Below are 26,228 nucleotides of genomic sequence, written 5' to 3' on the forward strand. Positions count from 1 at the left end.
CATGAATATTTGCCTGATCAACGAAAAATGATAATATTCAATCGAAATGCATCCAAATGAAAAAAGAGCCCTTAAAGGACTCTTAGGAGGGCAGCATGTCGCGGCCCCTTCATCGGTAAATTACTTCTTACTACCCCCGGTTTAAAGAAAATTGATATTATTCAACGAGCTTCTAGCAGCATCCGGGTGGCATAAACAACGGTTTGGCACAAAAAAAGCCATTGCGAAATTACCGCAATGGCTTCTTCATAAATATCTATGGTACTTAAGCTTGCGTCTTGCTTTTCGCACGTACCGGAGGCAGCAGCTTGCTCATGTTCACCGTACGCTTGATTTCCCAAGTTTCCGGTTTGTCATGCTCATACTGCTCAAGGTATGCGATGACTTCTTTGGTGATCGGCGTCGGCGTCGAGGCGCCCGAGGTGACCGCCACCTTGCTTATGCCTTCAAGCCACTCGCGCTTCAGCTCGGTCACATCGCCGATCCGGTGCGCGGGAACGCCGGCAATTTCCTCGGAGACTTGAGCAAGCCGGTTCGAGTTGTTGCTTCGAGGATCGCCCACCACGATGACGAGGTCCGCCTGCCCTGCCTGCTCCGCTACGGCCTCCTGCCGCACCTGCGTCGCCAGGCAAATCTCGTTATGGATTTCGGCACCCGGGAATTTCTCCAGCAGGCGCTTCATAATATGCTTGATATCCCATTGGCTCATCGTGGTCTGGTTCGTGATGATGATCCGGGATGCGTCAACCTCAAGCTGATCAATCTCCTCTTCCTTCTCGATCAGATGGACGTGCTCAGGCGCGATACCGATCGCCCCTTCGGGCTCGGGGTGGCCTTTCTTGCCGATATAAATAATTTCGTATCCGTCCGCAACCTTATCCCGAATCAAATCATGGGTCTTCGTCACGTCCGGGCACGTCGCATCCAGCGTGGTCAGCCCTTTATCCCGGGCAAGCTTGCGAACCTCCGGCGAAACGCCGTGTGCGGTAAAGATAACCGTCCCGCTGTCCACCTGCTTCAATATTTCCATCCGGTTCGGACCGTCCAGCGTAATGATGCCCTCATCCTCAAAAGATTGCGTGACATGACTGTTGTGCACAATCATGCCCAGTATATAAATAGGCCGGGGAAGATCCAGGTTCTGGGCGGCCTGACGTGCCAGCACCATGGCATCCACGACGCCGTAGCAGTAACCTCTCGGCGATATTTTGATGACTTCGATGATCCTCACCTGCTTTCGCGTTGTATTCCTTAGGTTCATAGACCATTATACCCTATTCCAGGGGAGGAGCAAAGACGACCGGCAGCCATACAATGAACGTGCTGCCTTCCCCTCTGCGGGTAACGACCTCGACCGAGCCCTTGTGTTCATCGATGATCCACTTGGCAATCGAGAGCCCAAGGCCCGTTCCGGCGGTAACGCCTCTAGACTGGTCCGCGCGGTAGAATCGTTCGAAGATGAACGGCACCTCGTCCTTGTCCATCCCGATTCCGGTATCCGAAATCCTCAGACCGACCTGTCCCTTGTACAGAACGGCGTCCAGACTGACCTCACCTTCCGGCGTATACTTGAATGCATTTTCGATAAATATGAACAGCATCTGCTGCAAATAATCTTTGTTCCCCTCGACATACACCCCGTTAAGAACCGACAGCCGGCCGACGTGCCACTCTGCGGTCTTTTCCAGAAACTGTGCCCGCCGCGCAACCTCCTCAACGAGCGGCTGCAAAGGAATCGGCGACAGCTCGAAGGTCTGACCGGTATCCGCGCGGGCAAGAGACAGCATATCGTTCACGAGCCGGCTCATCCGTTTGGCCTCATCTGAGATGTCTCCAACCGCTTCGATCGAAATTTGCTTGATCATTTCATCATCCATATCCATTCGTTCGCCTTGCTCCGCCGTCCACATCTTCTGCAGCAGGTCGACGTTGCCGCGGATCGTGGTCAGCGGGGTGCGGAGCTCATGGGAAGCGTCGGAGACGAAACGCCGCTGGGCGGCATAGGCATCCTCCAGCTCCTTATAGAAGCCTTCGGTTCGCTCGAGCATCGCGTTAAAGGTGCCGATCAACTGTCCGATTTCGTCCTGCGGACCGTCGTACTCAATCCGGACGCTAAGGTCCGTTCCCTTCTGGATATGTTCTGCGGCCTCGGTCACTTTGCCGATCGGATTCATCGATTTACGCGCCAAGAACAGACCGAAGGTGGAAGCAATCACCAGCGTTGCGGCCGAACCCATGATCAGAATCGACTGGAGCCGGTCCAGCGTTTGGTCGATTAACCTAGTATTGGCACCAATCTGAAGCCACAAGATGGTTTGATTAGGGTTTTTAAATAATGCTTTTTGATATACAAGAAAAGTGTTTCCGTTGATATTCATGCGTGTAAACTTATTGTCGTATTTTTTTATATTGTCGGCAGGAGGAATATCAAACTGAACCTCGCTAAAGATCATATTATCAGAGCGCCATGTCGGTCTTTCCGTAGTCGATGTCTGCATAAATAAATCAGCAGCTTCGAGCCGGTCGGCTGTATCACGGCTAGGAAACACTTCATAGCCGTCGGTTCCAAGCTCCATCTCGCCTGATTGTTTGACAATCCTCTGTTTCAGTTCCTCATACGTGTACAAATGCACAAAGCCGTATACCGCTGAGCTGAATATCAGCAGCGTCACAAACAGAATTCCGGTATACCAAGCGGTCAGCCTTAAACGAATGGACATATTTAATTGTCACCTCTTAGAATGTAGCCAGCACCGCGGATCGTCTGGATCAGCCGCTTCCCTCCATGTTCCTCAGTCTTCTGCCGGAGCATGGCGATGTAGACCTCCAGCACATTGGATTCCCCGCTGTAATCGTAGCCCCATATTTTATCCATGATCAAATCGCGGGATAGCACCCGCTTCGGGTTCTGCATAAACAGATGGAGCAGCTCGAACTCCTTCGCGGTCAATTCCAGCCGCTGTCCCGCCCGGATGACCTCCCTGGCATCGGTGTCCATAACAAGGTCCTCGAAGGTCAGCCGCTGAGAGGCTGAGTCCTCCCCTGTTTTACGCCGCAAGAGCGCGCGCACGCGAGCGAGCAGCTCCTCCAGCGCAAACGGCTTGACCAAATAATCATCCGCGCCGGTATCGAGCCCCTTCACGCGGTTCTCGACTTCGTCTTTCGCGGTCAGCATCAGCACCGGCACCGTGCTGCCCCCTTCACGAAGCCTTCTCAGCGCTTCAAATCCATCGACTTGGGGCATCATGACATCCAGCACGACCACATCCGGATCTTCGCTCAAAATCAGCTTCAAGCCTTCGGCCCCGTTCGAGGCCGTCAACACATCATAACCTTCGAAGGCCAATCCTCTTCGAAGCATCGAAATAATTTTCTCATCATCATCCACGATTAAAATTCGGGACCGCATCGGCGACATCTCCTCTATCTGCTAGCATCTCAATTGTTACGTCATTTACAATCCATTATATCGGCCGGTCCAAGCACAAGACAAGCGGAAGGGAATCCACCCTTCCGCTTGTAGCGCTTCTATATCAATGCTTACGGCTGCTGTTGCTGCTGCTGTTGAAGGGAAGCCTCAAACTCGTTTCTGTCCCCAATCGTCAGCGGCAGGTCGATTTTCTTGCCGTTGCGGTCGACGTTAAGCGTAATTTTATCGCCGACCTTCTTCGATTGAATGAATTCGACCAGATCGGTATGCGTCGGGTATTTCTCACCATCCACGCCAATGATGATGTCATATTGGCGAAGGTCGGCTTCATACGCCGGCGAGCGGAATACGACGCGATTGACGTAAGAGCCTTCGGTTACCTTCGAGCCAAGCTGCTGTGCAATTTGCGGCGTGACGGTTGCCAGCTCCGCTCCGATAAACGGTTCCGGCTCTTTCGGAACTTCCTGGTTGTTCTTCAGGTATTCCAGCACTTCTTTGATCGTGCTGGACGGAATCGCAAAGCCGATGCCCTGCGCTTCCGCGCTGACGGCCACGTTCATCCCGATCACTTCACCCTTCAGATTCAAGAGCGGCCCGCCGGAGTTTCCCGGGTTGATCGAGGCGTCCGTCTGCAGCAGGTGCTGATAGTTGCGGTCCTCTTCCCCATTCGTTCCTGGAATATCGATTTCGCGCTCTTTGGAGCTTAACACGCCGGCGGTTACGGTATGATCGAACCCTTTCGGGTTGCCGATCGCCACCAGCCATTCGCCGACTTTCAGGGAATCGGAGTCGCCCAGCTTAACCGCCGGGAAGTTATCCCCTTCAATCTTCAGCACGGCCAGGTCGAGCTCGTAGCTGGAGCCGAGCAGCTTGGCTTCATACGGCTTCTTGGTGCCTTGAACCGTAACTTGAATGACGTCGGCGCCGTGAATAACGTGCTCGTTCGTCAGGATGTAACCGGACTTATCGAATATGAAGCCGGAGCCGAGACCCGAAGGCACGAGCTGCTGATTGCCGCCGTTACCGCTGTTTCCGCTATTGCCGCTGTCTTCCTGCTGACTGGACGGGCCCCCGCCGAAGAAATACCAGAACGGATCATTCAGACTCGGATTGGAGCTTTGCCCGCTGCGGCTGTTGACCAGCGTTTCGATCAGGACAACGGCAGGGCCGGCTTCATCCACGACAGCCGAAACGTCCCCTTGGTTGGTTGGAATCATCGCGGATGCCGTTGTCGCGCTGTCGTTGCCGTTACCGTTGCTATCGACAGGCGCCGCCGTTTCCTGAGACGGCTGTTCGGATGAGAAGGCCGCGTCCGGCGTGAACAGATTCGTCCGGTCTGCCGCAAACATCAGGCTCGAGATGACGATGACGCCTGCGAGAAAGGACAGCAGCACCGTTTTGACCGACGTTTTCGGCTTGGAGCTGTAGTTCCATTGCGTATTCCTTGTCACGGCGTCCGACGGTCCCCCGCTGCCGCCCTGTTGTCCGGCCGATTGCGATTGGGCATAGCCGGAAGACGGAATCGGCTTTACGGGCTGCGGTGCCGTAACCTCAACCTCTTGGGATTCCCGTCTCCGATACGGGCTTTCCTCGGTTGGCTCGTTGCCTCCCTCATTGGATAAGGACTGAAAGGGTCCGTACGAATAGTAGTATGAAGAGCTGCCCGAGGATGGCTCCTCTTGTCTGTTCGGCTCATTGCCGGGTTCGTTGTTCGCTCGCTCATCATCTGGATAGCCATATCGCTTTCTTGGATCGTCCATGGGTGTTTACCTCCTATTTGAATCGCCTGCTTCCAAGCGGTTTCATTGATTAACTGTCTTTATTGTGTACTATAAACCTTAATAGTACCTTAAAAACAATTAAAAGGCAGATAAAAACCTTATCAGACGGGATTTAGCTTCCCTCGCTTACGACGATTTGACCCAGCCCTTCCGGTGGGCATAAATCGCAAGCTGGGTCCGGTCCTCCAGCTCACACTTCATCAGCAGGTTGCTGACATGGGTTTTGACGGTTTTAATGCTGATATGCAGCTCCTCCCCGATCTCCTTGTTGCTCTTTCCTTCGGCGATGAGCAGCAGAACTTCCCGCTCTCTCTCGGTCAATCCGGACTCGTCTTCATTCACCATATGCCGCCGGATTCCCCGGGTCAACGCTTCCGAAACGTCCTTCGTCATGACCGGCATGCCCCTGAACGCCCCCTGAAGGGCATAGATCAGCTCATCGGCGGATACCGTCTTCAGCACATAGCTGACCGCGCCCGCCTCAATACACTCCACGACCAGATCATCTTCGAGAAAGCTGGTCAGAATGACGATCTTCTGCTCGGGAAACTCCGACATCACCGCCCGCGTCGTCTCCGCTCCGTTCATAACCGGCATCATTAAATCCATCAAAATCAGATCCGGTCTGGAGCTGTCATCCGCGCTGCGCAGCATGTCAATAACCTCTTGCCCGTTCGCCGCCTCGCCGATCACCTCAAAGCCGGGATCAAGCGACAAGTATGTTTTTAGCCCCATCCGCACCATATCATGATCATCAGCCAGCAGTACTCGAATTACACCACTCATTATTCTTCCGCTCCCCTTTCCAATGCGCCGGCGCCTGCCGGTACTTCCCGTTCCGTCTGATCCTTGCCGCTACCTTCATGTCCGTTCTCGTCTTCAAACAGAGGGATATTGACTCTAACAGTCGTACCTGCTCCCTTTTTGCTGATAATCTCGACCTGCCCGCCAAGCTTCTCCGCCCGCTCGCGCATGGTTGAAAGTCCATAAGAGCCCTGTCTTCCGGCAATCTCGTCGAATCCGACGCCATCATCGCTGATGCTGAGCACGACCCGTTTCTGGTCTTCCCGCAGCGACATGCTGACAAGCCCCGCACCCGCGTGCTTGACAATGTTGGCAACCGCCTCCTGTATGATCAAGAACAGCTGGTGCTCGATCGCCTCCGACACGCCGCCGTACAGCTCCACGTCCTTCATGCCTTTTAGACCATTTTGACGACAGTAGTCGGGGAACCATTTCTCAAGCGCTTCCTCAAGCGTTCGACCCTCCAGCTCAACCGGGCGCAGCTGTGCAATCAATGCCCGCATTTGCTTCTGAGCGATGTGCGACATCTCGATAAGCTGTCCAAGCACCTGATCCCCATGCTCCGGGTTCCGCTTCAGTACGGCCGGCAGCGAGGAGGCCGACATGTGGATGGCGAAGAGCTGCTGGCTAACCGTATCATGCAGATCGCGCGCCATTCGGCGCCGCTCCTCCAGGACGGCGGCTTCAGCCGCGATTTCCTTCTCCATCACTTCCTGTTCGCCCAGCCGCTGCAGTATCTTTACCTTCTTCTCCAACGCCTCGATCATGCCGTTAAATTCATCATATACTCTGGAAAACGAACCATCCTCAATGACAGGCAGCCGAACCGTCAAATTGCCCTTCGCTGCCTGAAGCATATTTAGATGAAGAAGATCGAGCGGCCGCTGAATTCGCTGGCCTGCGATGTACCCGGCGATGCCCGAAAACAGAATGACACCGGCCGCGTAAACGAACCACAGCCGGTTATCTATTATATGTATAGAACCGGTTCGGTCCGCTGCATACAGGAATACAGCGACTCCGGCTCCAATCAGAAGGAAATTGACCATGATGATCCATTTTGTGTTCTTTAAAAATCCCATGGCGTTACCCTACCTTGTTCACTTTAACGTCACCGATAAAGACGCTGACATTGATTCGAATTTTCTTGCCCGCTTCCCTGTAATACGGGCTTTCCAGACCGGTGCTTCCCATAAATCCGCTCCGCTTCTCCTCCAGCACCTTCATATCGCCGATGAATGAGCTGGTCGATACATGGATCCCGACATCCGAGTCATTCGGAACGAACACTTTGACATCGCCGATGAATGCGGAGATATTGATTTTGGTTTCCCCGTAAGGGATCTGGGCTTTGGTTAAATCAAGCACCGTGTCGCCGATAAACTGGGAAATATTCGTCGGCTTGAGCTGAAAATAATCCTTGCCCATATGCACATCCCCGATAAAAGAGGACTTGTTCACCGTATCATGATTGGAATGTCCATGATGGTGTCCATAATGACCGTCATGGCCGTAACGGCCGTATGGGCCATGATCATTAGGGTCGTGCTCGTTTGGACCGTAAGCACTCCCGTATTGTGAATCCCGGCCATCCATACCGATATAATCCCGATATTTTCTGCGATCGTCCCGTTCACCGCCATGTTCTTCATTCCGTTGATCCGCATGATGATTGCCCTGCCAGCGGTATCCCTTAACCGATTCGTTGTGCCTTGTCTTCCGTTCTGCTCCGCCGCCCATACCGCTCATGCGGCCCTTGTCGGTCTTGTCCATGCTGTCCTGCTTTCCGAATCTGCGCTCGAATTCCTCATCCAAAGAAGAATCCAACGGCTGTGCCTCCGGCGGCTCTGGCAGATCATGATAGCCCTCTCCCCGTGAGGAGGTGAAATCGTCAGGCTTGGGCGGGGACGGCGGCGGTGCTTGATGCTTCGGATTAAAAATCACCTGCAGACCGAATCCGATCAAGATAAGCGGGATCGCGTATTTAATCAGATCGCCGAAGGAAAAGTCGACAACCCCCAAATTGCGGCCCAGGAAGTAGAAGCCGATGATCAGCGGAACGACGGCCCCCCACAGCCCTCCTCCGCGTGCATAAATCAAGCTCTGCAGTCCGAACCAAATGATGAACACCGGCCAGAAGGTTGAGAAAATATATCCGAGATCCACATCTACAATATTCATCTGATTGAGAAGAAACAATACACCGATCCCGATGAGCAGCAAACCGCTGCTGAGCTTGCTCCACCCTTTTCTACTCATGGTCATCCCCTTGCTTTCGTAGTTCTATTTGTAGCTTACCTACAGTGTACTACATGATGGGGGAAATCGGTTAGCGGCGCCGGGATGAAACTATTCTCGGTCTCGAGACCGAGGCGCTGGATATTTCTGGGCTTGACATTAGAAAGACGTCTATCGACGTACTCTCAAAGAAGACTAACCGTTTAGCGGTAGTCTTTCTTGCGGTGCCGGGCAGCACATCTTCCGAAGATTATATACTATCTAATATCTACAAAAAAAGACCTCCGCCTAGGCGAAGGTCTTTTTATCTGAACTCGAACGATCTACCATCAATAATGAATGGTTAGCGGTTCGTCGGGTGATCGCCTGGCTGGTTCAGCTCACCAAACTCGGCGTCAAACTTCTCGTTCGGTTTTTTGTAGTTCTCCTGAACTTTAGCGTTCCCCTTAGGATTGCTCTTGATTCCGCTGGTATCTTCAGCGAACTCGGCGTTGAACTTTTCATTCGGAGTTTGGTAGTTCTCTTGCACTTTGTTCTTTTTAGGCACAATGTTCACCTCCCTGTTCTTATCGATACCTTCATCCTCTTCAGGGGTTCTTGCCCCCCGAAATGTAGTATGTGATGAACAGGGTGACCTTATTCTGAAATTCCGCGAGGTGAACTCCCGGCTCAAATCGATGTTTCGGAATGCTCTTTAGATCGCTTCCTCGAGCACCGAGGACGGCAGAAACCGGTACGTCTCGATCGCATTGCCAAACGTTCTCAGCATCTGCTCCGTACATTTGCCGCTGCCCTGCTTAATGACCTGAACCTCGACATCCTTCTTTCCCCACTCCTGGAACACCTGCTTGGTTGTAGCAAAATACAGGTCGATCTTCCGGCCTTTGATCGCCGATCCGATATCAGCGACGATCCCATAGCCGTAGCCCGGAATGTACAGGATGCTTCCAAGCGGAAACACATCAGGATCTGCGGCGATTGTGGACAGCGTGTTTTTATCCCGCTTGACCTTAACGCCGGAATAGGTAATTCCGTATTGCGGGTGGCCCGGTTTCTTGCCCGTCGATTCGTATCCTGCCGTATAGCCTGTTGCCGTCACTTTTACCGTATGAAGCACCTGATCCTCCGGCGGTGCAAGCACCGGCATGGAGGATGCCCGCCTCTTCGCAGGCCCGGTTTTCTTCGGCGCCGTTTCGGGCAAGGTAATATACCGGCTCAAATCGGATAAGCCGGCGGCACGCATGGCATAAAACACGGACAGATCTACGTAATCCGAGCCTCGGACTTCCCCTTTCCTTAAACCTTCGTAAATAGGACTGCTATCGATCCTGCTGTATGATTCGCTTAAAATGGTATTGTAGGCTTTCGCTGAAGATGTCCATGTGCTGAATATCAAAGCTGACAGAACGGAACCGCAAAGAACCCTCTGCCATGTTTTCCATTTGATCATGTGAGTACCTCCCCCTTAATAGCGAGGGTTCCCACATCCCGAATGAAATATACATCATAACAGAGGGTTCTAACGGTTTACTATTTAATGGATTGCAGCCTTCAGTTGCGCAAGCTGCTCCGACGATTCAGCCCCGAAATTAAACGAGGCGCGTGTCGATCTCTTCCCGAAGCTTCGAGATGATTTCGCCGAGCGGCTGGGCGCCGATATCTCCCTCGCCCCGTTTGCGGACGGAAACCGCACCCGCATTTTTCTCATTCTCGCCCACAATGAACATGTAAGGAATTTTCTCAAGCTGTGCTTCCCGGATTTTGTAGCCGAGCTTCTCGTTGCGGAGGTCCGCTTCGACGGAAATGCCTGCCTGCTGCAGCTTCTCGGCCACTTCCTTCGCATAGTCCTCGAATGCGCCCGAAACCGGAATGACCTTCACCTGAACCGGGGACAGCCACAGCGGCAGCGCACCCGCAAAGTTCTCCAGCAGGAAGGCGGTAAAGCGCTCCATCGTGCTGATAATACCGCGATGGATAACGACAGGGCGATGCTTCTGGCCATCGTCGCCTACGTATTCGAGCTCGAAGCGTTCCGGAAGCAGGAAGTCCAGCTGGACGGTCGACAGCGTCTCTTCCTTGCCGAGCGCCGTCTTGATCTGCACATCGAGCTTCGGACCGTAGAAGGCCGCTTCGCCTTCAGCCTCGTAGAACGGCATATCCAGGCCCTCCACGACCTCGCGCAGCATGCGCTGGGACATTTCCCACATTTCGTCGTCTTGATAATATTTTTCGGTATCCTGCGGATCCCGGTAGGAGAGGCGGAAGCGGTAGTCTCTAATGCCGAAGTCCTTGTACACCGTCATGATCAGCTGAATGACGCGTGCGAACTCGTCCTTGATCTGGTCCGGGCGGCAGAAGATGTGGGAATCATTCAGCGTCATGGCCCGCACGCGATGAAGGCCGGTCAGCGCTCCCGACATTTCGTAACGGTGCATCATCCCAAGCTCCGCTACGCGAATCGGCAAATCCCGATAGCTGTGCATCCCGCTCTTGTAAACCATCATATGGTGCGGACAGTTCATCGGACGAAGCACAAGCTCCTCGTTGTCCATAGCCATCGTCGGGAACATATCCTCCTGATAGTGGTCCCAGTGTCCGGATGTTTTGTACAGCTCTACGTTACCGAGTACCGGCGTGTACACATGCTGATATCCGAGACGCTCCTCCATATCGACGATATAACGCTCCAGCGTCCGGCGAAGCTTGGCTCCGTTCGGCAGCCAAATCGGCAGTCCTTGTCCGACGAGCTGCGAGAAGGTAAACATCTCGAGCTCCTTACCCAGCTTGCGATGATCCCGCTTCTTGGCTTCCTCCAGCAGATGCAGATGCTCATCAAGCTGCGCTTTCTTCACGAAAGCCGTTCCGTATACGCGCTGCAGCATTTTATTCTTGCTGTCACCGCGCCAGTAAGCGCCCGCAACGCTCATCAGCTTGAACACCTTGATCTTGCCGGTAGACGGAACGTGCGGCCCGCGGCAAAGATCGAAAAACTCGCCCTGCTCGTAGATCGTGATCACGCTGTCCTCAGGCAGAGCATTGATCAGCTCAAGCTTGTATGGGTCGCCCAGCTCACCGAAGATACGCAGCGCTTCCGCACGGCTGACTTCCTTGCGAACAATGGGAAGGTTCTCCTGGGTAATGCGCTCCATTTCCTTCTCAATCTTTTGCAGGTCCTCCGGATTCAGCGGCTCCTCAAGATCCATATCATAGTAGAAGCCGTCCTCGATCACAGGCCCCACGCCAAGCTTTACTTCCTTCGCGCCGAACAGGCGCTTCGTTGCCTGGGCCAGCAGGTGGGCGGTGCTGTGGCGGATGACCTCCAGTCCTTCCGCGGAGTCTTGGGTTACGATTTCAATCAACGCCCCGTCCTGAAGCGGTGTCGATAAATCCACCAAAATCCCGTTCTGTTTGCCTGCAACCGCATTTTTCTTCAGCCCGCTGCTGATCGAAGCGGCAACATCCTCAATGCTGCTGCCCGCTTCGTACTCGCGGACGGAGCCGTCAGGTAATTTGATACTGATAGCCACCTTGCATTCCTCCTCCAAAATGATGTTTCTTTCACGTTCATTGACATTCTGCAGGACAGGCTCAATCCCGTGCGTGCCAGCTTTCATCCCCGTATAGCTAGGCTTAGGTGAAGGCTGTTCGCGGGCCTATAAATAACAAAAAACACCCGTCCCGCAAAGGGACGAGTGTTATACCCGTGGTTCCACCCTAATTCGATCGCTCCAGCCGTGCGCACACATTAGACTCGGAGGATCCTTCATCAGCATGAGGTAACGGTCATGACCCGGTGATGCCTACTAAGCCCGAAGGATGTTCGACAGCACAGCTACAAAGGGGTAAATCAATGGCATTCCGGAGGAAATTTCAGCCGATGTTTCCTCTCTCTGAAAGCGGTCTGGTCCGAATTGATTCATGTCTTTGTCAGAGCTTTTTACGTGAATTTATCAGTAATTATAATCCTGTCTCGCGCAAAACGTCAAGTCATCATCCGTCCGCTCCCGAGAAGCGCGCTGCATTCCGGACAGCTGCAGCATACCTCGGCGCGATTATCGAAGATATGGGCAAGGGTCACGATAACCGGAAGTTCCGGCTGCCTTGTATGAATGATCATCCGGGCAGGGGATACGGAAATCAGCGTGCTGACAACCATGTCCTCGATTTCCATCTCCTGATCCAGCCGCTCCATCACAAGCCCCTCCTCCCGAGGGCGCTCAATCGGCCGTAAATTGCCGTCCAGCAGGAGGAAGTCCTCGTCTCCCTTATGAATAACATGGACCAGCGGCATTTTAGGCTCTTGAAAATAAACGAAATATTTCAGCAGGCTCACAAATTCCTCATACTGCTGATCCAGCATAAATTCATCTACGGCATACTCTGCCATCTCGCGGAGCTCCTCTTCATATCCTTGAAGCCGGAAGGTCATGAACCCGTCCAGATTCAGCTCCGGGCTCTCGAGCAGGCATTGATAAATGCCATCGGACAACTTACGCCTGCGGCTCCGCCAGAAGTCGCCCGAAGGACCTTCTTCCTTGGTCAACAGCATAAGAAACCATTGCAGAATCCGATCGGCCTCTTCCTCATCGTCAAACTCGAATTCCGAGAACATTAACCGTGCAGCAATCTCCTGCTCCTTCTCCTCGAGAATATAAGCCGTTACGGCTTCGGAGACTTGGCGCCGAAGGGTTTCGGCAGAGACTGTCCAAGATGACAGCGGGAGCTTGCCGGAGCAAGTCCAAATGACGCGGTCCTCGGAAGCGCTGAACGTGAATTTCAGCTGCTTGCATTGTTTATGTAACTCCTTCTGCTTGTCTGACAATATACGGTGAAACGCTCTTTTCTCGTCTTCGGTCCGTGCACTGACAGAAATGCTGAACAGTTCCATGGAATCACTCCTTTCGAATCCCTTTTCAGTATATGGGGACCCGCTCGGGGATATACGGAACACCTGCTTGGAAAAACAAGCAAGTCCAAGGAATATTTAAGCGCAGGAATGAATAAGGGCCGGGCGCTTACCGGCATGCAAAAAAAGCGGACCGGGGCTGTTCCCCGATCCGCTTCTCAAGCAAGACATCTAAGTATTTGGAATTAGTTCTGCATGACAAAATCGCGCTCTACGCTGCTGTTGTCCTCAAACACGCGGAGGATTTCATAGCGGGTGTTCCGCTGGGCCGGGATATTGCCGGTCTCGCGGATCAGCTTCAGAATCGACTCGATGTTAACCTTGTATACGGCACCGGCAGAAGAAACCACATTCTCCTCCATCATCGTGCTGCCAAAGTCGTTGCAACCGTAGCTAAGCGACAGCTTGCCGATCTCCGGTCCCATCGTTACCCAGGAGGATTGCAGGTTCGGCACATTATCGATGGCGAGGCGGCCGATCGCAACGGTCTTCAAGTAAGCCTCGGGCGTCTCCCGCTCGCGCTTCAGGTTCGTATTGTCAGGCTGGAAGGTAAATGGAATAAAAGCAAGGAAGCCCTTGGAATTCCAGCCGTTCTGAATGCACTCATCCTGCGCATCCCGCACGCGCAGCAAATGCAGCGCCCGCTCCTCCATCGTCTCGCCGAGACCGATGACCATCGTGGCCGTCGTGTTCATGCCGAGCCGGTGAGCCGTCTGCATGACATCCATCCATTGGCGCCAGGAGCCCTTCAAGCGGCTGACCTTCTTCCGGATCCGGTCATCCAGAATCTCGGCGCCGCCGCCGGGAAGCGAATCCAGTCCGGCATCGCGGAGCTCGCGTACGACCTCCTCCAGCGACAAGCCCGACACCTCGACCATCTTCATGATCTCCGCAGGCGAGAAGGAGTGCATCGTAATATTCGGGAACCGCTTCTTGATGTTGCGCAGAAGATCCGTGTAATAGCTGAACGGCAGATCCGGATTGGTTCCCCCCTGCATCAGGATCTCGGTTCCGTTAACGTCCTCGGTCTCCTGAATCTTCTGAAAGATCGTCTCGTCCGGCAGTACATATCCTTCCGACGAGCCCGGTCTCCGGTAAAAAGCACAGAAGCGGCAATAAACGTCGCAGACGTTCGTATAGTTGATATTTCGGCCGATGACAAATGTCGTGATCGGGTCTGGATGCAGACGCTTGGTCATCACATTCGCCGCATGCCCTATTTTCTCCACCTCATCGCTTTCAAACAGCGTTACAGTATCCTCAAGATTTAGTCTTTCACCGCGTAAAGCTTTATCCAAAATACGGTTTACCGCACTCATTTCTTGCAGCCTCCCTTATCCGAGAAAATGACAACTCAACAAAAATTTCAAAAACTTCGTCTTTTCATCCTACCACAATCCGGCAACAAAAACGACATCCCGCTGCGGGCGGGATGCCGAATAAAAATATGGAAATATTGTGAACGACCCAGTCGGAGCGCCATGTTCCATGGGATTTTATCGCCGTTCTTCTCGCTCAGTAGCGGCTGCCGGCAAGTGCCTGATCCAGATCGGCAATCAAATCATCCACATCCTCGAGTCCGACCGAGAAACGCAGCAGTCCATCCGTAATCCCCCGTTCATGACGAACCTGCTCCCCCATCGCCGCGTGGGACATCATGGCCGGATAGGACAGAATGCTCTCCACTGCTCCCAGGCTGACCGCTACCAGCGGCAGCTTCACTTGGTTCAGCACCTGCTTGGCACGCTCTCCGGAACCGACGTCAAACGAGATGACGGCCCCATAGCCGCTCGATTGCTTCTCGTGAATCTCCCGACCCGGATGATTCAAGAGACCCGGATAGTATACGTGCTCGATATCACTTCTTCCTTGCAGCCATGCCGCCAGCTTGGCGGCACTCTCTTCGGAATGAGCCATCCGCGCGCCTAGCGTCTTCATTCCCCGCATGAGCAGCCATGAATCCTGAACGCCAAGCACCGTGCCGAGTCCGTTCTGCAGCTGCTTCAGCCGCCCAGCCAGCTCTTCCGTTCTGGCAACCGCCAGACCTGCGAGAACGTCGCTGTGTCCCCCCAGAAATTTGGTGGCGCTGTGAATGACGATATCAACGCCGAATTCGATCGGCCGCTGATAGTACGGGGTCATAAAGGTGTTATCCAGAAGCGTAAGCAGATCATGCTCCTTCGCCCAATCGGTCACTGCGCCGATATCGGTAATGTTCAGCGTCGGATTGGACGGCGTTTCCATATAGACCGCCTTGGTGTTCGGCTTAAGCGCCGCCTTCACCTGATCGAGATCGGTCATGTCCACGAAGGTGCTCTCAATGCCCATCCGGTTCAGGATGCTGGTTAATAGACGGTAGGTTCCTCCATACACATCCTCCGTGACGATCATATGATCGCCTGCCGAGAGCAGCATGAATGAACTGGAGATCGCTGCCATGCCGGAAGCGTAAGCGAATCCGCGAACACCGCCTTCGAGCAGCGCGATATAATCCTCGAGCGCTTGGCGGGTCGGATTGCCGGATCGGCTGTAATCATGAAGCGGAGGCTGGTAGATATCCTCGTGGTGAAAGGTCGATGCCTGATAGATCGGCACGCTTGACGCTCCGGTGGCCCGGTCGATCTCCCCGCCGAAATGAAGCAGCTTCGTCTCGAAGCGGAGCGATTCCGCTTCCCGTCCTTTCGGGCCGGAATGCTTTCGACCCTTCGCGTCTATGCGTACGCCTTTATCGATGCTCATCCCAGAACGCCTCCTTCCACCTCGGCCACAGCTGCGTTCAAGGCCTCATCCAGATCCGCGATCAGATCGTCCGCATGCTCGATGCCGACCGAGAAACGCAGCAGTCTCTCATCCACCCCGACGGCCTCGCGGATCTCCACCGGAATGTCTGCGTGCGTCTGCACCGCCGGATAAGTCATGAGCGATTCAACGCCCCCGAGGCTCTCCGCGAAGGCAATCAGCTTGATATGGCGCAGAACAGGCTCTACATAGCGGGCATCTTTCACTTTAAAGGAGAAGATGCCTGTATTTCCGCTGGACTGCCGGTGCTGAATCTCATAACCCGGGTGATCAGGCAGCGCAGGGTAGAACACCTCTGCGATTGCCGGATGAGTCGTGAGAAAGTTTGCGACTGCAGTCGCATTGCTTTCGTGCCGGTCCATGCGGAGCGCCAGCGTCTTCATGCCCCGCATCAGCTGATAAGAATCGGAAGGGCTTAGCACCGCTCCGATGGAATTGTGCAAAAAGGCGATTTCTTCGGACAGTTCCTTGCCTTTCGTTACGATTAGCCCTGCAAGCACATCGTTATGTCCGCCCAAATACTTGGTGGCGCTATGAATGACGATGTCCGCCCCTAGCTCGATCGGCCGCTGGAAATACGGTGTCAGCAGCGTGTTGTCTACAATCGTGATCAGTCCATGATGTCTGGCCCATGTACAGACCGCTTCAATATCCGTGATCATCATCAGCGGATTGGTCGGGGTCTCGATAAATACCGCCTTTGTATTCGGCTTTCGGGACTGCTCCAGCGCGTCCAGGTCATTCGTGTCGACATACGATGCGCTCACGCCGAACTTGGACATGATTCTGTCCAGCAGCCGATAGGTTCCGCCATACAGATCCAGAGATACGATCAGATGATCCCCTTGGCTGAACATGGCAAATATCGTCTGCAAGGCCGCCATGCCCGAGCTGCAGGCAAAGCCGGCATCGCCGGATTCCAACCCGGCAATCGAATCCTCCAGCACTTGCCGGGTTGGATTCTTCGTGCGGATATAATCAAAGCCCGTGCTTTGCCCAAGCTTCGGATGACGGTATGCGGTCGCCTGATAGATCGGGAACGTGACGGCTCCCGTCACCGGCTCATGCACCGATCCGATCTGCGCCAGCCGGCTCTCGATATTCAGCGGTTTTCTCTCCATTACAACTTCCTCCTTGGCGGCTTCTATATTTGTGGACCGATATCATATGGGGTTTCTTGATATACATAGTAATTGAGCCAATTCGTAAACAATAAGTTAGCATGGGCCCGCCAGATCGAAGGAGGGTTGCTGGTCGGATCGTCATTCGGATAATAATTGCGCGGCAGCGCAATATCCAATCCCTTCGCAACATCCCGGTCATATTCCCATTTCAAGGAGTCCGGATCATATTCCGAGTGGCCGGTGGCGAATATTTGTTTGCCGTCCCTGCTTGCTACCAGGTAGATGCCTGCCTCCTCGGACTCCGACAGAATGACCAGGTCATCGATGCCCGCAATGTCTTCGCGCCGGACCTCGGTGTGGCGGGAATGCGGAACGAAGAACATGTCGTCAAAGCCGCGGAGCAGCTTCGTACAGGGCTCGCTGACCGTATGGGAAAACACGCCGAAGCACTTCTCTTCCAAGCTGTATTTCGGCACGCCGTAATGGTAGTACAAGCCGGCCTGGGATGCCCAGCAAATATGCATGGTCGAGGTCACATGCGTCTTGCTCCACTCAAAAATTTCCGTGAGCTCCTGCCAGTAGTTGACCTCCTCGAATTCGAGCTGCTCCACCGGAGCGCCGGTGATAATCATGCCGTCAAACCGGCGATTCTTCACTTGCTCGAACGTTTTGTAGAACGACTTTAAATGCTCAGCCGATGTGTTCTTGGATACATGGGAGCTTGGGTGCAGCAATACAACATCGACTTGAAGCGGCGAGTTACCGATCAGCCTCAGCAGCTGGGTCTCCGTCGTTTCCTTCGTCGGCATGAGGTTCAGAATCGCAATCCGCAGCGGGCGGATATCCTGGTGAAAGGCATGACTCTCATCCATAACAAAAATGTTCTCTCCAGCCAGCACTTCTTTGGCCGGCAGGGCATCAGGGATTTTAATTGGCACCTTAAGCTCACTCCTTCAAAATATGTAGTGGTACATCCGCTGCAGCTTGAGTCAGAGCGCTTTGACTGTATAAACGCAAGAAGACCTTTCTCGGTCGAGAAAGGTCGTCGTATACATTACTACAATGCTCCTCTCTCATCTGCCAGGCTATACGGTCAATCATGAATCGTATATCCTGCAAGAATTAGCACCGTGCGATATTGCCGCCGGTTGCCGGGTTTCATAGGGCTAGTCCCTCCACCTGCTCTTGATAAGATTTCGCTGTATTTAGTTGTATGGTTATATTGATACTTACTTTATATCATCCGAATATTTTCGTCAAGCATCTTTTCAAGCGAGCCGTCACATTACACCCCTTTCTCAATACCCTGTATTAACGCCTTCTGTTTGACCCGATTACAGCTTGAAAGCTCCCAAACCCGGCGTTATACTAGACAAGTGCTATTTAGCCCCATGATGAAAGAGGTGAAACATGAAAATGGACGGTGACCCGAGCCAGAACGTGGAAGCGAAGGATGCACAACCGCATAGGACCAGGATCAGCTTACCGGCAGAGGGCAGCGTTATTTTTCATGCGCTTTTGTCATAGTTCTCTTAGGAGAAAATCAACAAAGCCCGTACACCGGCTAAGCTGATATCCTGTGCCTTTAATGTACGAATGAAGAAGGAGTGATATCAGATGAAAATCCGGTTGGTTGATGCGGGTGTATTTACCCCTGTTGACGATATCCAGATGACGCTGACAGCACCGGCCAGCGGCTTTTACTGGCTGGATGCGGATGTCGATGATTTAGCCGAGCTGCAGCCGCTTTTCTCCCTGCATGATCTTGCGGTGGAGGACTGCCTGAGCGAAGAGGAGCAGCGTCCGAAGATCGAAATATATGAAAACCACTATTTTATCGTTGTAAACAGCATCCGTTTTGATGACGAGGAGATTTTCCTCCGGGCCCTCAATATTTTCCTGGGCAGACATTTCATCATCACGGTCACGAAACAGAAAATTCACGAGCTGCGGACCGTCAAGCCCCTTCTATGGGAAGACGAGGTCAGCACGCCCGACCGTTTCCTCTACCTGCTGATCGACTTGGTCACGGACAACTACTTTTCGGTCGGCGACCGGATCGAAGCCCGGATCGAGAAGCTGGAGGAAGACATTCTTATTCATACCAAGAAGACGCATCTCAGCGAAATTATCGGCCTGCGAAGCGAGATTCTATGGCTGAAGAAGGTGCTGGGGCCGCAGAAGGAAGTTATCAATACGCTCAACAAAAAGGATCTTCGGCTGATCGACGATCAGCTGCAGAAATATTTCAGCGATATTTATGAGAATGCCGTGAAAATTTCGGAAACATTCGAAACCTACCGCGATTTGATGGGCAACCTGCGGGAAGCGTATCAGTCGAGTATTGCGAATCGTGCTAACGAAATCATGCGCGTATTTACCGCTATTACGACCATCTTCATCCCGCTTACGCTGATTACAGGCATCTATGGGATGAACTTCGACAATATGCCGGAACTGCATTGGGAATATTCGTATTACGTTGTGATCGGGGTCATGGTATTCGCCGGCCTGCTGATGTTTTATTTGTTCCGAAAAAAGGACTGGATTTAATTTCACCGCATATACAGCAGCTTGTTGTTAAAGAGGAGGCGTCCCATGAGATCATTAGATCTTGCGGGGCTCCTCTTTTTCTATGTGAAATGATGCTTCCCTCGCAGCAAGCGTTCATTAAAAAACGGTCCCACAAGTAGAAGGTTCTACTCATGGGACAGTGCTACCCTGCAGTCTATTCTTGCTTCAGCCCGCACTCGCTTGGCTGGATTCCTCTCGGCGGAAGCGGATCCGGATCAGGCGCAGCCGCTCATACAGCTTCTCCGTTCCGCCAACCTCCTCTCCCCCCTTTTCTTGGCCGTATACCCGCTGAAGAACCGGCTTAAGAAACGTATCGCCAAGCTCCTCAAAAGCCTTCCATACCGCTGCTTGCTCAGCATCCGGCACGGTGCACAGCTCGGCTTGCACCAGCTGTTCGGTGTCATAGCCTTCCTTCTCAAGCCCCTCCAGCTGCTCGATCAGATCGCGGCGGGACAGCGACGTTCGCTCTTCCAGCTGCTCCAGCGTCGCTCCCTCGGCAATGCCAAGCAGCATCGAGCGGCGGATCCGGTACCGCTCCAGCTCCTGCTTGTACTTCTCCTCCTTCTGCTTATACAACCAGGAGACGAACACATCCTCCGGGAGCTGGTGATAAACCCAGTCCAGCGGAAAGGTTGTCTTGCGCTCGATCTTCGCCGTGATCTCAAGCCACTCCGCCCCATGCTCGGAAGCTTTGGCAGGCCCGATTCCGGGAAGCTGCAGCAGCTCCTCCTCGCTCTGGGGAACGAACGCGCTGATGAGCCGCAGCACCCGGTTGCTGGCGATAAAGTACGGAGCCTTCCGCCCGGAAGCCGCCTTCCGGCGCCTCCAGGCGCACAGCTCGGTATACAGCTCCTCCGAGCCGTGCAGCTCGCTGTAGCATTGAAGCTTCTGCATATGGAGGTTCCTGCCGCCGATCTCTCCGGTCTCGTTAAATATCCCTTCGATGATCGGACGATACCCCTCCGCCAGCTTTCTGGCCAAATGGTGACGGTATACACAGAGCAGCTCATTCCACGAGCCTCCTTCATACCAATCGTCATCTGCGGCCTCGCCCTCCGGCTCGATGTCCCGCCAGCCAAGGCTCCAGACGCCCTCCTCCTCTCCGATCCACACCTGAGCGAAACTCGAATGCCCCTGCTCGTCCGTCCTGCTCATCTGATTCATGAACACAATTTGCATGTCCTGTCTACCTCCCGTTATCACATTCTTCAGTACAACCTAAGACAACGCAAAAAAGCACCCCTACTCCGCCGCAGCGTCGTTAAGGGTGCTTCCCGTTTCACTATGTTATACTGTTGGCTATATAGTACCATAATTTGTAACGGGAGCCAACAGATTTTATAAAGATCTATCCGTTTACCGTCACGAAGTCTTCGGGCTTTCTGTTACTTCTCGGCAAGAGCCAGCTTGGCAAGCGCGATGGCGCCGCACAGCCCCGCATTATCGCCCAGCTGCGGCGGCACGATAAACTGATCGATGTTCTCGCGCAGGCTAGGATGATGAACGTAGCCGGCCAGCAGCTCTTGAAGCTTGGTACGGATCATCGGAAACAGATGCTCCTGCTTCATGACGCCGCCGCCCATAACGATCCGCTGTGGAGAGAGAATCAGCACATAATTCATCAGTGCTTGAGCCAGATAGTACGCTTCCATCTCCCAAGCCGGATGGTCCGGTGTCAGTTCCGCCCCCGGAACCCCCCAGCGTTTGCCGAGCGAAGGTCCTGCAGCAAGTCCCTCCAGGCAGTCTGCATGGTACGGGCATGTGCCTTCATAACGATCCTCCGGATGGCGGCGGACATAGATGTGACCCATTTCCGGATGGGACAAGCCGTGGATCAGCTCGCCGGATACAACAGCGCCTGCTCCCACACCCGTGCCGATCGTAATGTACAGGCAGCTGTCCAAGCCTTGAGCAGCTCCCCAAGTATATTCACCAAGCGCGGCCCCGTTAACGTCCGTGTCAAAGCCGATCGGAACCCCGAACCGCTCCTCCAGTGCTTTTACGATGTTATAGTTGCTCCAATGCGGCTTAGGCGTCGTCGTAATGCAGCCATATGTAGGACTGCCCTTCACCGGATCGATCGGACCGAACGAACCTACGCCGATCGCTTCAATATCCTTATCCGCAAAAAAGCTGAAGACGTTCGCCATCGTCTCCTCAGGGGTTGTTGTCGGGAAGCTTACCCGTTCCACGACCGTACCGTCCGCAGTTCCAACTCCGCAAACGAACTTCGTTCCTCCTGCCTCAATAGCTCCAAGTAAACTCATGCTACTCATCCTCTCCACGTGTGCTCTCTTTCTCTTGGGTTGTTAAACAAGCTCTATTCGTCAGCATATGGAAACATTCCTCTTCCGTCAAGCCTAATCCCTCTTGCTCGGGCCTCGCCCCGTTCCCGAAGCTGCCAGGAGCAGCCAGGAAAAGAGGACGATCATGCCGGTCCAGGCCCAAGCGAGCCGGCTGTCACCGTTGCTTACAGCAACGTAAATCGCTGTTGGCAGCGTCTGTGTCACCCCGGGAATGTTGCCGGCCACCATCCACGTTGCACCGAATTCGCCCAATCCTCTGGCAAACGCCAGAATATAGGCCGAGACCGCCGCACGCCGCACGAGCGGCAGCGTAATCCAGCGGAACACCTGCCATTCGCCGGCTCCGGCCGAACGGGCCGAATCCTCAAGCTCGGCATCCACCGATTCGAACCCGACGCGCATGCTTTGATAAACCAGGGGAAACGAAACCACGATCGCCGCGATGACGGCGGCCCCCCAGCTGAATACGACCGGTCTTGCGAACAGCCATTCCGCCGCCATCCCTACCCAGCTATTTCTGCCCAGTATAACGAGCAGAAGAAAGCCGACAACCGTCGGCGGCAGGACGAGCGGAAGCATAAGCAGCGTTTCGACCGCCGTCTTGCCGGCAAATCGGCGCCTCGACATCCACCGGGCTGCCGCAGTACCTAGTATAAACGTAATGATGCTGGAGAGCAGTGATGTTTTTATCGACAGCCACACCGGCATCCAGAACATCTCGGCTTCCGTCACGGCGATTCCTCCACCACGTCGAAGCCTGCCTTCTGAAATATCGCTTTCACTTCCGGCGTTTTCATAAAAGCCAGCAGCTCGCTTGCCTCCTCCGGATGCTTGGCCTGTACCGGCACGGCTGCGGGGTACTCGATCGGCTGATGCAGGCCCTGATTGATCTCCATGGACAATACGGCTTTCGACGAATGGGTCAAATCCGTTTTGTAGACGAATCCCGCATCCGCATTGCCAGACTCCACGTAAGCCAGCACCTGTGACACGTCCTTGCCGTACACGGCCTTGGACTCCACCTCGTCCCATAGCCCTTCATGCTGCAGCGCTTCCGCAGCGTACTCGCCGGCCGGAACGGTATCGGGCTGACCGACCGCCACAATCCGGACATCCGGTCTTAACAGCTCGTCCAGCTGTTTGATGGAAGGCTTCGGCCCAGGCTCAATCAGCACAAGGCTGTTCCGGAACATCAGCTGAACCGAGTCGGCCTTTACAATCCCCTTATCGACAAGACGATCCATCGGCTCCACTGCAGCGGATACGAATAAATCGACAGGGGCTCCTTGCTCCAGCTGCTGGCCCAGAGAGCCGGAGCCGCCGAAATTGTACCGGATCCGGACATGGGAATGCTGCTCTTCGAACAGCCGCCCTGCCTCCTCCATACTGTCCTTAAGACTTGCGGCTGCGGATACCAAGAGCTCCACCGGTTCTTCCCCGCCGGACGTCATATCTTGAGCATCATTTCCCGAAGAACGACCGGAAGCGCATGCCGATAGCAGGAGCAGCACCGCTAACAGCGCAGTGATCATGATCGGCCGTTTCGGGAAGGTTCCGCGGCCGGCCATGTCAGGAAACCACCGCAGCGCCGATCAGATGACTAAGGCTCTTCATCTCAAGCTCTTCCAGCTTCTGCAGGGCACGTTCAGGATCCACGGCCAACCGGCATAGATCCAGCTCGCATTCCATCGGAACCTCGCAGTGGATCTCGGCAAGCTGACGGGACAGATGAAGCATATCCAGATCGGCTTCAATCTTGCTCCGAACCCCCTTCGTTAGGGCATCCAGATTTTCCAGTATCCCTTCCACCGATTCATATTCCTGAATCAGCTTGACCGCCGTCTTCTCTCCGATCCCGCGCACGCCCGGGTAGTTGTCGCTGGTGTCGCCCATAAGCCCCTTCACATCAATGACCTGCTTCGGCAGGAGGCCTTTCTCTGCATACAAAGTTTCCGGAGTATACACCATATAATTGCCGTGGCCTTTTTTCATAATAATGACGGAGGTGGATTCGTTGACAAGCTGCAGCAGATCATGGTCCCCTGACAAGATCATTACCTTCATGTCACCGCCGAACCGTCTGGACAACGTTCCGATGCAATCATCGGCTTCGTAGCCCTCGACCCCCAAATTCGGCATTCCGAGGCATTCGGTCACCTCTCGTACGAGGGAAAACTGGGGGATCAAATCATCCGGCGCATCCGGACGGTTCCCCTTGTACATCGCAAACTGTTCCGAACGGAACGTTTTCGATCCCATATCCCAGCAACAGGCGACATGGGTCGGGTTGAATTTATCGATTGCATCCCATAAATAACGCAGGAATCCGTAGACCGCATTGGTAGGCAGACCGGATTTCGTACGGCGAATGTATCCGCTGGATGCGGTAGCATAATAAGCTCGAAATAATAAAGCCATCCCGTCTACGAGCATTAAGGATGGTTGTTGATGGGGTATCACGTAATATCGCTCCTAACTGTATACTTCTGTTATGCATGGGTTACCATCATGATTCCTTGCCATTATACCATATCAGCCTCGGATCTTGGGCTTGTCTAAAGGCGTTTCTTTGAATTTCCTGCCTATTCCTTTCATCCGGGTGGCATCTGAAGACCAGCCTGGTTCAAAAATCCGCAAAAAAGAAGCATCCTTTGGTCTCATGACCTTAAGATGCTTCCTCGTTGGATCCCGCTGACTGGCCGGCTGCCGGGGCCGGGTGAACTCCGTTGGCGGCATGATGCCCATCTTCTCCAGCACCAGCGTTCAGTTTTGAGACGATTTCGGATTTCGATTGATGTCCGGGTTGACCGGAGGGTTCTTATACCCGCCGCTGACTCGGTGGGGCTGCCATCCTACTTGCCCCAAGCCTCCTGATATTGCTCGGCCTTAAAACCAACCGTCACCTGCTTGCCGTCCGTCACGATCGGACGCTTGATCAACCGGCCGTTGCCGGACAACAGCTCGATCTTCTCATCATCGGAAAGACCCGGCAATTTATCCTTCAGGTTCATTTCCTTGTAAACCTCGCCGCTCGTATTAAAAAACTTCTTCAGCTCCAGCCCGCTCTTGGCAACCAGATCGGCCATTTCTTCCTTGCTTGGGGCCTCTTCAAAAATATTTTGGAGCTCAAGCTCATAGCCTTCATTCTGAAGCCATTTCACGGCATTCCGGCATGTGCCGCATTTCGGATATTGGTATACCTTCAATTTGCTCATACGTTATGTGCTCCTTCTTATGTCGTAAAAACTGCTAAGATCTTGCCCTTTCAGCCTCCTGAAGCCATGCTTTCAGCCGATTCATATCATCCGGCAGCGGTGCGCGGAACTGGACCGTCCGTCCATCCATCGGATGCACAAGCGTAAGGCTCGAGGCATGAAGCGCCTGTCTTCCGATTCTCTCGTCCAGCCTCGCCACCTTCTCATATAGCACAGGCGGTAGCGGGTCCGTATTTGCGGAGGATGCCCATTCCGCCCCCGACACCCGGCTGTAGACCGGATGCCGGTACATCGGATCGCCGATCAGCGGGCAACCGATGCTTAGCATATGCACCCGAATTTGATGCGTTCTGCCGGTCTCCAGCTTCAATTCAACCAAGGAAGCGTCGCGGTATGCCGCAACCAGCTTGTAGCGGGTCAATGACGGGTAGCCGCTCGGCGTAACGATCCGCCGGTGAGGCTCGAGCGGGTCCCGATCGATCGGTCCGTCAATATCGCCATCGGCGGGCTCAGGTCGTCCATGAACGAAGGCGACATATCTTTTATCCACGGTCCCGGCGATCATTTGCTCGGAAATATGCTGATGAACATAAGGGTTCTTGGCAATAACGAGCACCCCCGATGTTTCCTGGTCCAGACGGTGCACGGCCCGGAAGCGGTAGTTCCAGCCCTTCTGCAGCCAGTAATGAACGACGCCGTTGGCCAGCGTATCCGTATAATGCCCGTGCGTCGGATGTACAATGACCCCTGCCGGCTTGTTCAGTACAAGGATGAATTCGTCCTCGTACATAATGTCCAGATCCATCGGCTGCGGCAAAATATCATCCGAGCGCTCCTGCTCCATGCGGATTTCAACGACATCTCCTGTCTTAACCTTGACGCTGATGTACACACGCTCGCCGTTGAGCATGATCCCCTTTTCGGTGAGCTTAAGCCGGGAGAGCAGCTTCCGGGATACCCCCATCCGCTGTTGGAGGATCGTCTTTAGCAGCATGCCCTCCTCATGCCCGGATATGACATACTTGATCGGCGGATAATACGAGTCCATCAA

At 53.9% G+C, this 26,228-nt stretch carries 23 protein-coding genes and 1 riboswitch; of the genes, 1 reads left to right on the forward strand and 22 read right to left on the reverse strand.

What is annotated here, in order from left to right:
• Positions 1-265: 265 nt before the first annotated feature.
• From NST08_RS22895 to metA, 15 genes are all read right to left on the reverse strand, one after another.
• Complete coding sequence (locus tag NST08_RS22895; RefSeq protein ID WP_028403797.1) at positions 266-1,222, reverse strand: 4-hydroxy-3-methylbut-2-enyl diphosphate reductase; 957 nt, start codon at positions 1,220-1,222, stop codon at positions 266-268.
• Between the two features lie 52 nt (positions 1,223-1,274).
• Positions 1,275-2,720: a sensor histidine kinase gene (locus tag NST08_RS22900; protein WP_341342325.1), complete on the reverse strand. Its 1,446-nt coding sequence runs from the start codon at positions 2,718-2,720 to the stop codon at positions 1,275-1,277.
• A 2-nt stretch (positions 2,721-2,722) separates the two neighbouring features.
• Positions 2,723-3,409 carry a response regulator transcription factor gene (locus NST08_RS22905; RefSeq protein ID WP_007127291.1) on the reverse strand — a complete coding sequence of 229 codons (687 nt, stop codon included), beginning with the start codon at positions 3,407-3,409 and terminating at the stop codon, positions 2,723-2,725.
• Between the two features lie 131 nt (positions 3,410-3,540).
• Complete coding sequence (locus NST08_RS22910; RefSeq protein WP_028403795.1) at positions 3,541-5,190, reverse strand: S1C family serine protease; 1,650 nt, start codon at positions 5,188-5,190, stop codon at positions 3,541-3,543.
• A 147-nt stretch (positions 5,191-5,337) separates the two neighbouring features.
• Entirely contained in the window at positions 5,338-5,997 is a 660-nt protein-coding gene (locus NST08_RS22915) for a response regulator (RefSeq protein WP_028403794.1), read from the reverse strand.
• Positions 5,997-7,097, reverse strand: a complete 1,101-nt coding sequence (locus NST08_RS22920; protein ID WP_251535468.1) for a sensor histidine kinase — start codon at positions 7,095-7,097, stop codon at positions 5,997-5,999. Before NST08_RS22920 ends, NST08_RS22915 begins: the two co-directional genes overlap by 1 nt.
• Positions 7,098-7,101: 4 nt before the next feature.
• The gene (liaF, locus tag NST08_RS22925) at positions 7,102-8,280 is read right to left on the reverse strand and encodes a cell wall-active antibiotics response protein LiaF (RefSeq protein WP_210094413.1); all 1,179 of its coding nucleotides are present in this window, start codon (positions 8,278-8,280) and stop codon (positions 7,102-7,104) included.
• A gap of 316 nt (positions 8,281-8,596) precedes the next feature.
• Positions 8,597-8,800 carry a hypothetical protein gene (locus NST08_RS22930; RefSeq protein WP_028403792.1) on the reverse strand — a complete coding sequence of 68 codons (204 nt, stop codon included), beginning with the start codon at positions 8,798-8,800 and terminating at the stop codon, positions 8,597-8,599.
• Positions 8,801-8,947: 147 nt separating this feature from the next.
• On the reverse strand, positions 8,948-9,496 hold the full coding sequence (locus tag NST08_RS22935; RefSeq protein WP_376773063.1) for a 3D domain-containing protein: 549 nt from the start codon (positions 9,494-9,496) through the stop codon (positions 8,948-8,950).
• A gap of 346 nt (positions 9,497-9,842) precedes the next feature.
• Complete coding sequence (thrS, locus tag NST08_RS22940) at positions 9,843-11,780, reverse strand: threonine--tRNA ligase (RefSeq protein WP_007127284.1); 1,938 nt, start codon at positions 11,778-11,780, stop codon at positions 9,843-9,845.
• Positions 11,781-12,235: 455 nt separating this feature from the next.
• Positions 12,236-13,141 (reverse strand): putative sporulation protein YtxC, encoded by a 906-nt coding sequence (locus tag NST08_RS22945; protein ID WP_340899516.1) that lies wholly within the window; start codon positions 13,139-13,141, stop codon positions 12,236-12,238.
• A 203-nt stretch (positions 13,142-13,344) separates the two neighbouring features.
• Positions 13,345-14,478, reverse strand: coding sequence for a cyclic dehypoxanthinyl futalosine synthase (gene mqnC / locus NST08_RS22950; RefSeq protein WP_007127282.1), 1,134 nt, complete (start codon positions 14,476-14,478; stop codon positions 13,345-13,347).
• Positions 14,479-14,674: 196 nt separating this feature from the next.
• Positions 14,675-15,898 carry an aminotransferase class V-fold PLP-dependent enzyme gene (locus tag NST08_RS22955; RefSeq protein WP_341342326.1) on the reverse strand — a complete coding sequence of 408 codons (1,224 nt, stop codon included), beginning with the start codon at positions 15,896-15,898 and terminating at the stop codon, positions 14,675-14,677.
• Positions 15,895-17,079 (reverse strand): PLP-dependent transferase, encoded by a 1,185-nt coding sequence (locus NST08_RS22960; RefSeq protein ID WP_210094418.1) that lies wholly within the window; start codon positions 17,077-17,079, stop codon positions 15,895-15,897. Before NST08_RS22960 ends, NST08_RS22955 begins: the two co-directional genes overlap by 4 nt.
• A gap of 23 nt (positions 17,080-17,102) precedes the next feature.
• Entirely contained in the window at positions 17,103-18,020 is a 918-nt protein-coding gene (metA, locus tag NST08_RS22965) for a homoserine O-acetyltransferase MetA (RefSeq protein WP_210094419.1), read from the reverse strand.
• Positions 18,021-18,152: 132 nt separating this feature from the next.
• Positions 18,153-18,277, reverse strand: a riboswitch (SAM riboswitch).
• Positions 18,278-18,699: 422 nt separating this feature from the next.
• On the opposite strand from metA, the gene corA reads away from it, so the two are divergent.
• A complete protein-coding gene (gene corA, locus NST08_RS22970; protein ID WP_007127277.1) occupies positions 18,700-19,635 on the forward strand; it encodes a magnesium/cobalt transporter CorA in 936 nt (311 codons plus the stop codon).
• Positions 19,636-19,821: 186 nt separating this feature from the next.
• Here the strand turns inward: corA and NST08_RS22975 are convergent, their stop codons facing one another.
• The 7 genes from NST08_RS22975 to NST08_RS23005 all read right to left on the reverse strand — a co-directional run bounded on the left by NST08_RS22975 (position 19,822) and on the right by NST08_RS23005 (position 26,225).
• Complete coding sequence (locus tag NST08_RS22975) at positions 19,822-20,835, reverse strand: HRDC domain-containing protein (protein WP_210094420.1); 1,014 nt, start codon at positions 20,833-20,835, stop codon at positions 19,822-19,824.
• A gap of 206 nt (positions 20,836-21,041) precedes the next feature.
• The gene (locus NST08_RS22980) at positions 21,042-21,923 is read right to left on the reverse strand and encodes an ROK family protein (RefSeq protein WP_007127275.1); all 882 of its coding nucleotides are present in this window, start codon (positions 21,921-21,923) and stop codon (positions 21,042-21,044) included.
• Between the two features lie 93 nt (positions 21,924-22,016).
• Complete coding sequence (gene modB / locus NST08_RS22985) at positions 22,017-22,694, reverse strand: molybdate ABC transporter permease subunit (protein ID WP_007127274.1); 678 nt, start codon at positions 22,692-22,694, stop codon at positions 22,017-22,019.
• The gene (gene modA, locus NST08_RS22990) at positions 22,691-23,530 is read right to left on the reverse strand and encodes a molybdate ABC transporter substrate-binding protein (protein WP_007127273.1); all 840 of its coding nucleotides are present in this window, start codon (positions 23,528-23,530) and stop codon (positions 22,691-22,693) included. The genes modB and modA overlap by 4 nt, the downstream gene beginning before the upstream one ends.
• A 1-nt stretch (position 23,531) precedes the next feature.
• Positions 23,532-24,395 (reverse strand): 5'-3' exonuclease, encoded by an 864-nt coding sequence (locus NST08_RS22995; RefSeq protein ID WP_186332859.1) that lies wholly within the window; start codon positions 24,393-24,395, stop codon positions 23,532-23,534.
• 419 nt (positions 24,396-24,814) lie between these two features.
• Positions 24,815-25,177 carry an arsenate reductase family protein gene (locus NST08_RS23000; RefSeq protein WP_007127271.1) on the reverse strand — a complete coding sequence of 121 codons (363 nt, stop codon included), beginning with the start codon at positions 25,175-25,177 and terminating at the stop codon, positions 24,815-24,817.
• A 34-nt stretch (positions 25,178-25,211) separates the two neighbouring features.
• Complete coding sequence (locus tag NST08_RS23005; RefSeq protein ID WP_251535478.1) at positions 25,212-26,225, reverse strand: RluA family pseudouridine synthase; 1,014 nt, start codon at positions 26,223-26,225, stop codon at positions 25,212-25,214.
• Positions 26,226-26,228 lie beyond the last annotated feature (3 nt).

Origin of the sequence: Paenibacillus sp. FSL K6-1566 (assembly GCF_038050475.1) — a bacterium.
GTDB classification, from domain to species: Bacteria; Bacillota; Bacilli; order Paenibacillales; family Paenibacillaceae; genus Paenibacillus_AQ; species Paenibacillus_AQ lactis.

Coding starts and splice junctions, on each gene's coding strand:
- NST08_RS22900 (WP_341342325.1), bottom strand. CDS start 2,720: ATGTCCATTCGTTTAAGGCTGACCGCTTGGTATACCGGAATTCTGTTT.
- NST08_RS22905 (WP_007127291.1), bottom strand. CDS start 3,409: ATGCGGTCCCGAATTTTAATCGTGGATGATGATGAGAAAATTATTTCG.
- NST08_RS22910 (WP_028403795.1), bottom strand. CDS start 5,190: ATGGACGATCCAAGAAAGCGATATGGCTATCCAGATGATGAGCGAGCG.
- NST08_RS22915 (WP_028403794.1), bottom strand. CDS start 5,997: ATGAGTGGTGTAATTCGAGTACTGCTGGCTGATGATCATGATATGGTG.
- NST08_RS22920 (WP_251535468.1), bottom strand. CDS start 7,097: ATGGGATTTTTAAAGAACACAAAATGGATCATCATGGTCAATTTCCTT.
- liaF (WP_210094413.1), bottom strand. CDS start 8,280: ATGACCATGAGTAGAAAAGGGTGGAGCAAGCTCAGCAGCGGTTTGCTG.
- NST08_RS22935 (WP_376773063.1), bottom strand. CDS start 9,496: ATGCGTGCCGCCGGCTTATCCGATTTGAGCCGGTATATTACCTTGCCC.
- NST08_RS22945 (WP_340899516.1), bottom strand. CDS start 13,141: ATGGAACTGTTCAGCATTTCTGTCAGTGCACGGACCGAAGACGAGAAA.
- mqnC (WP_007127282.1), bottom strand. CDS start 14,478: ATGAGTGCGGTAAACCGTATTTTGGATAAAGCTTTACGCGGTGAAAGA.
- NST08_RS22955 (WP_341342326.1), bottom strand. CDS start 15,898: ATGAGCATCGATAAAGGCGTACGCATAGACGCGAAGGGTCGAAAGCAT.
- NST08_RS22960 (WP_210094418.1), bottom strand. CDS start 17,079: ATGGAGAGAAAACCGCTGAATATCGAGAGCCGGCTGGCGCAGATCGGA.
- corA (WP_007127277.1), top strand. CDS start 18,700: ATGAAAATCCGGTTGGTTGATGCGGGTGTATTTACCCCTGTTGACGAT.
- NST08_RS22975 (WP_210094420.1), bottom strand. CDS start 20,835: ATGCAAATTGTGTTCATGAATCAGATGAGCAGGACGGACGAGCAGGGG.
- NST08_RS22980 (WP_007127275.1), bottom strand. CDS start 21,923: ATGAGTTTACTTGGAGCTATTGAGGCAGGAGGAACGAAGTTCGTTTGC.
- modA (WP_007127273.1), bottom strand. CDS start 23,530: ATGGCCGGCCGCGGAACCTTCCCGAAACGGCCGATCATGATCACTGCG.
- NST08_RS22995 (WP_186332859.1), bottom strand. CDS start 24,395: ATGCTCGTAGACGGGATGGCTTTATTATTTCGAGCTTATTATGCTACC.
- NST08_RS23000 (WP_007127271.1), bottom strand. CDS start 25,177: ATGAGCAAATTGAAGGTATACCAATATCCGAAATGCGGCACATGCCGG.
- NST08_RS23005 (WP_251535478.1), bottom strand. CDS start 26,225: ATGGACTCGTATTATCCGCCGATCAAGTATGTCATATCCGGGCATGAG.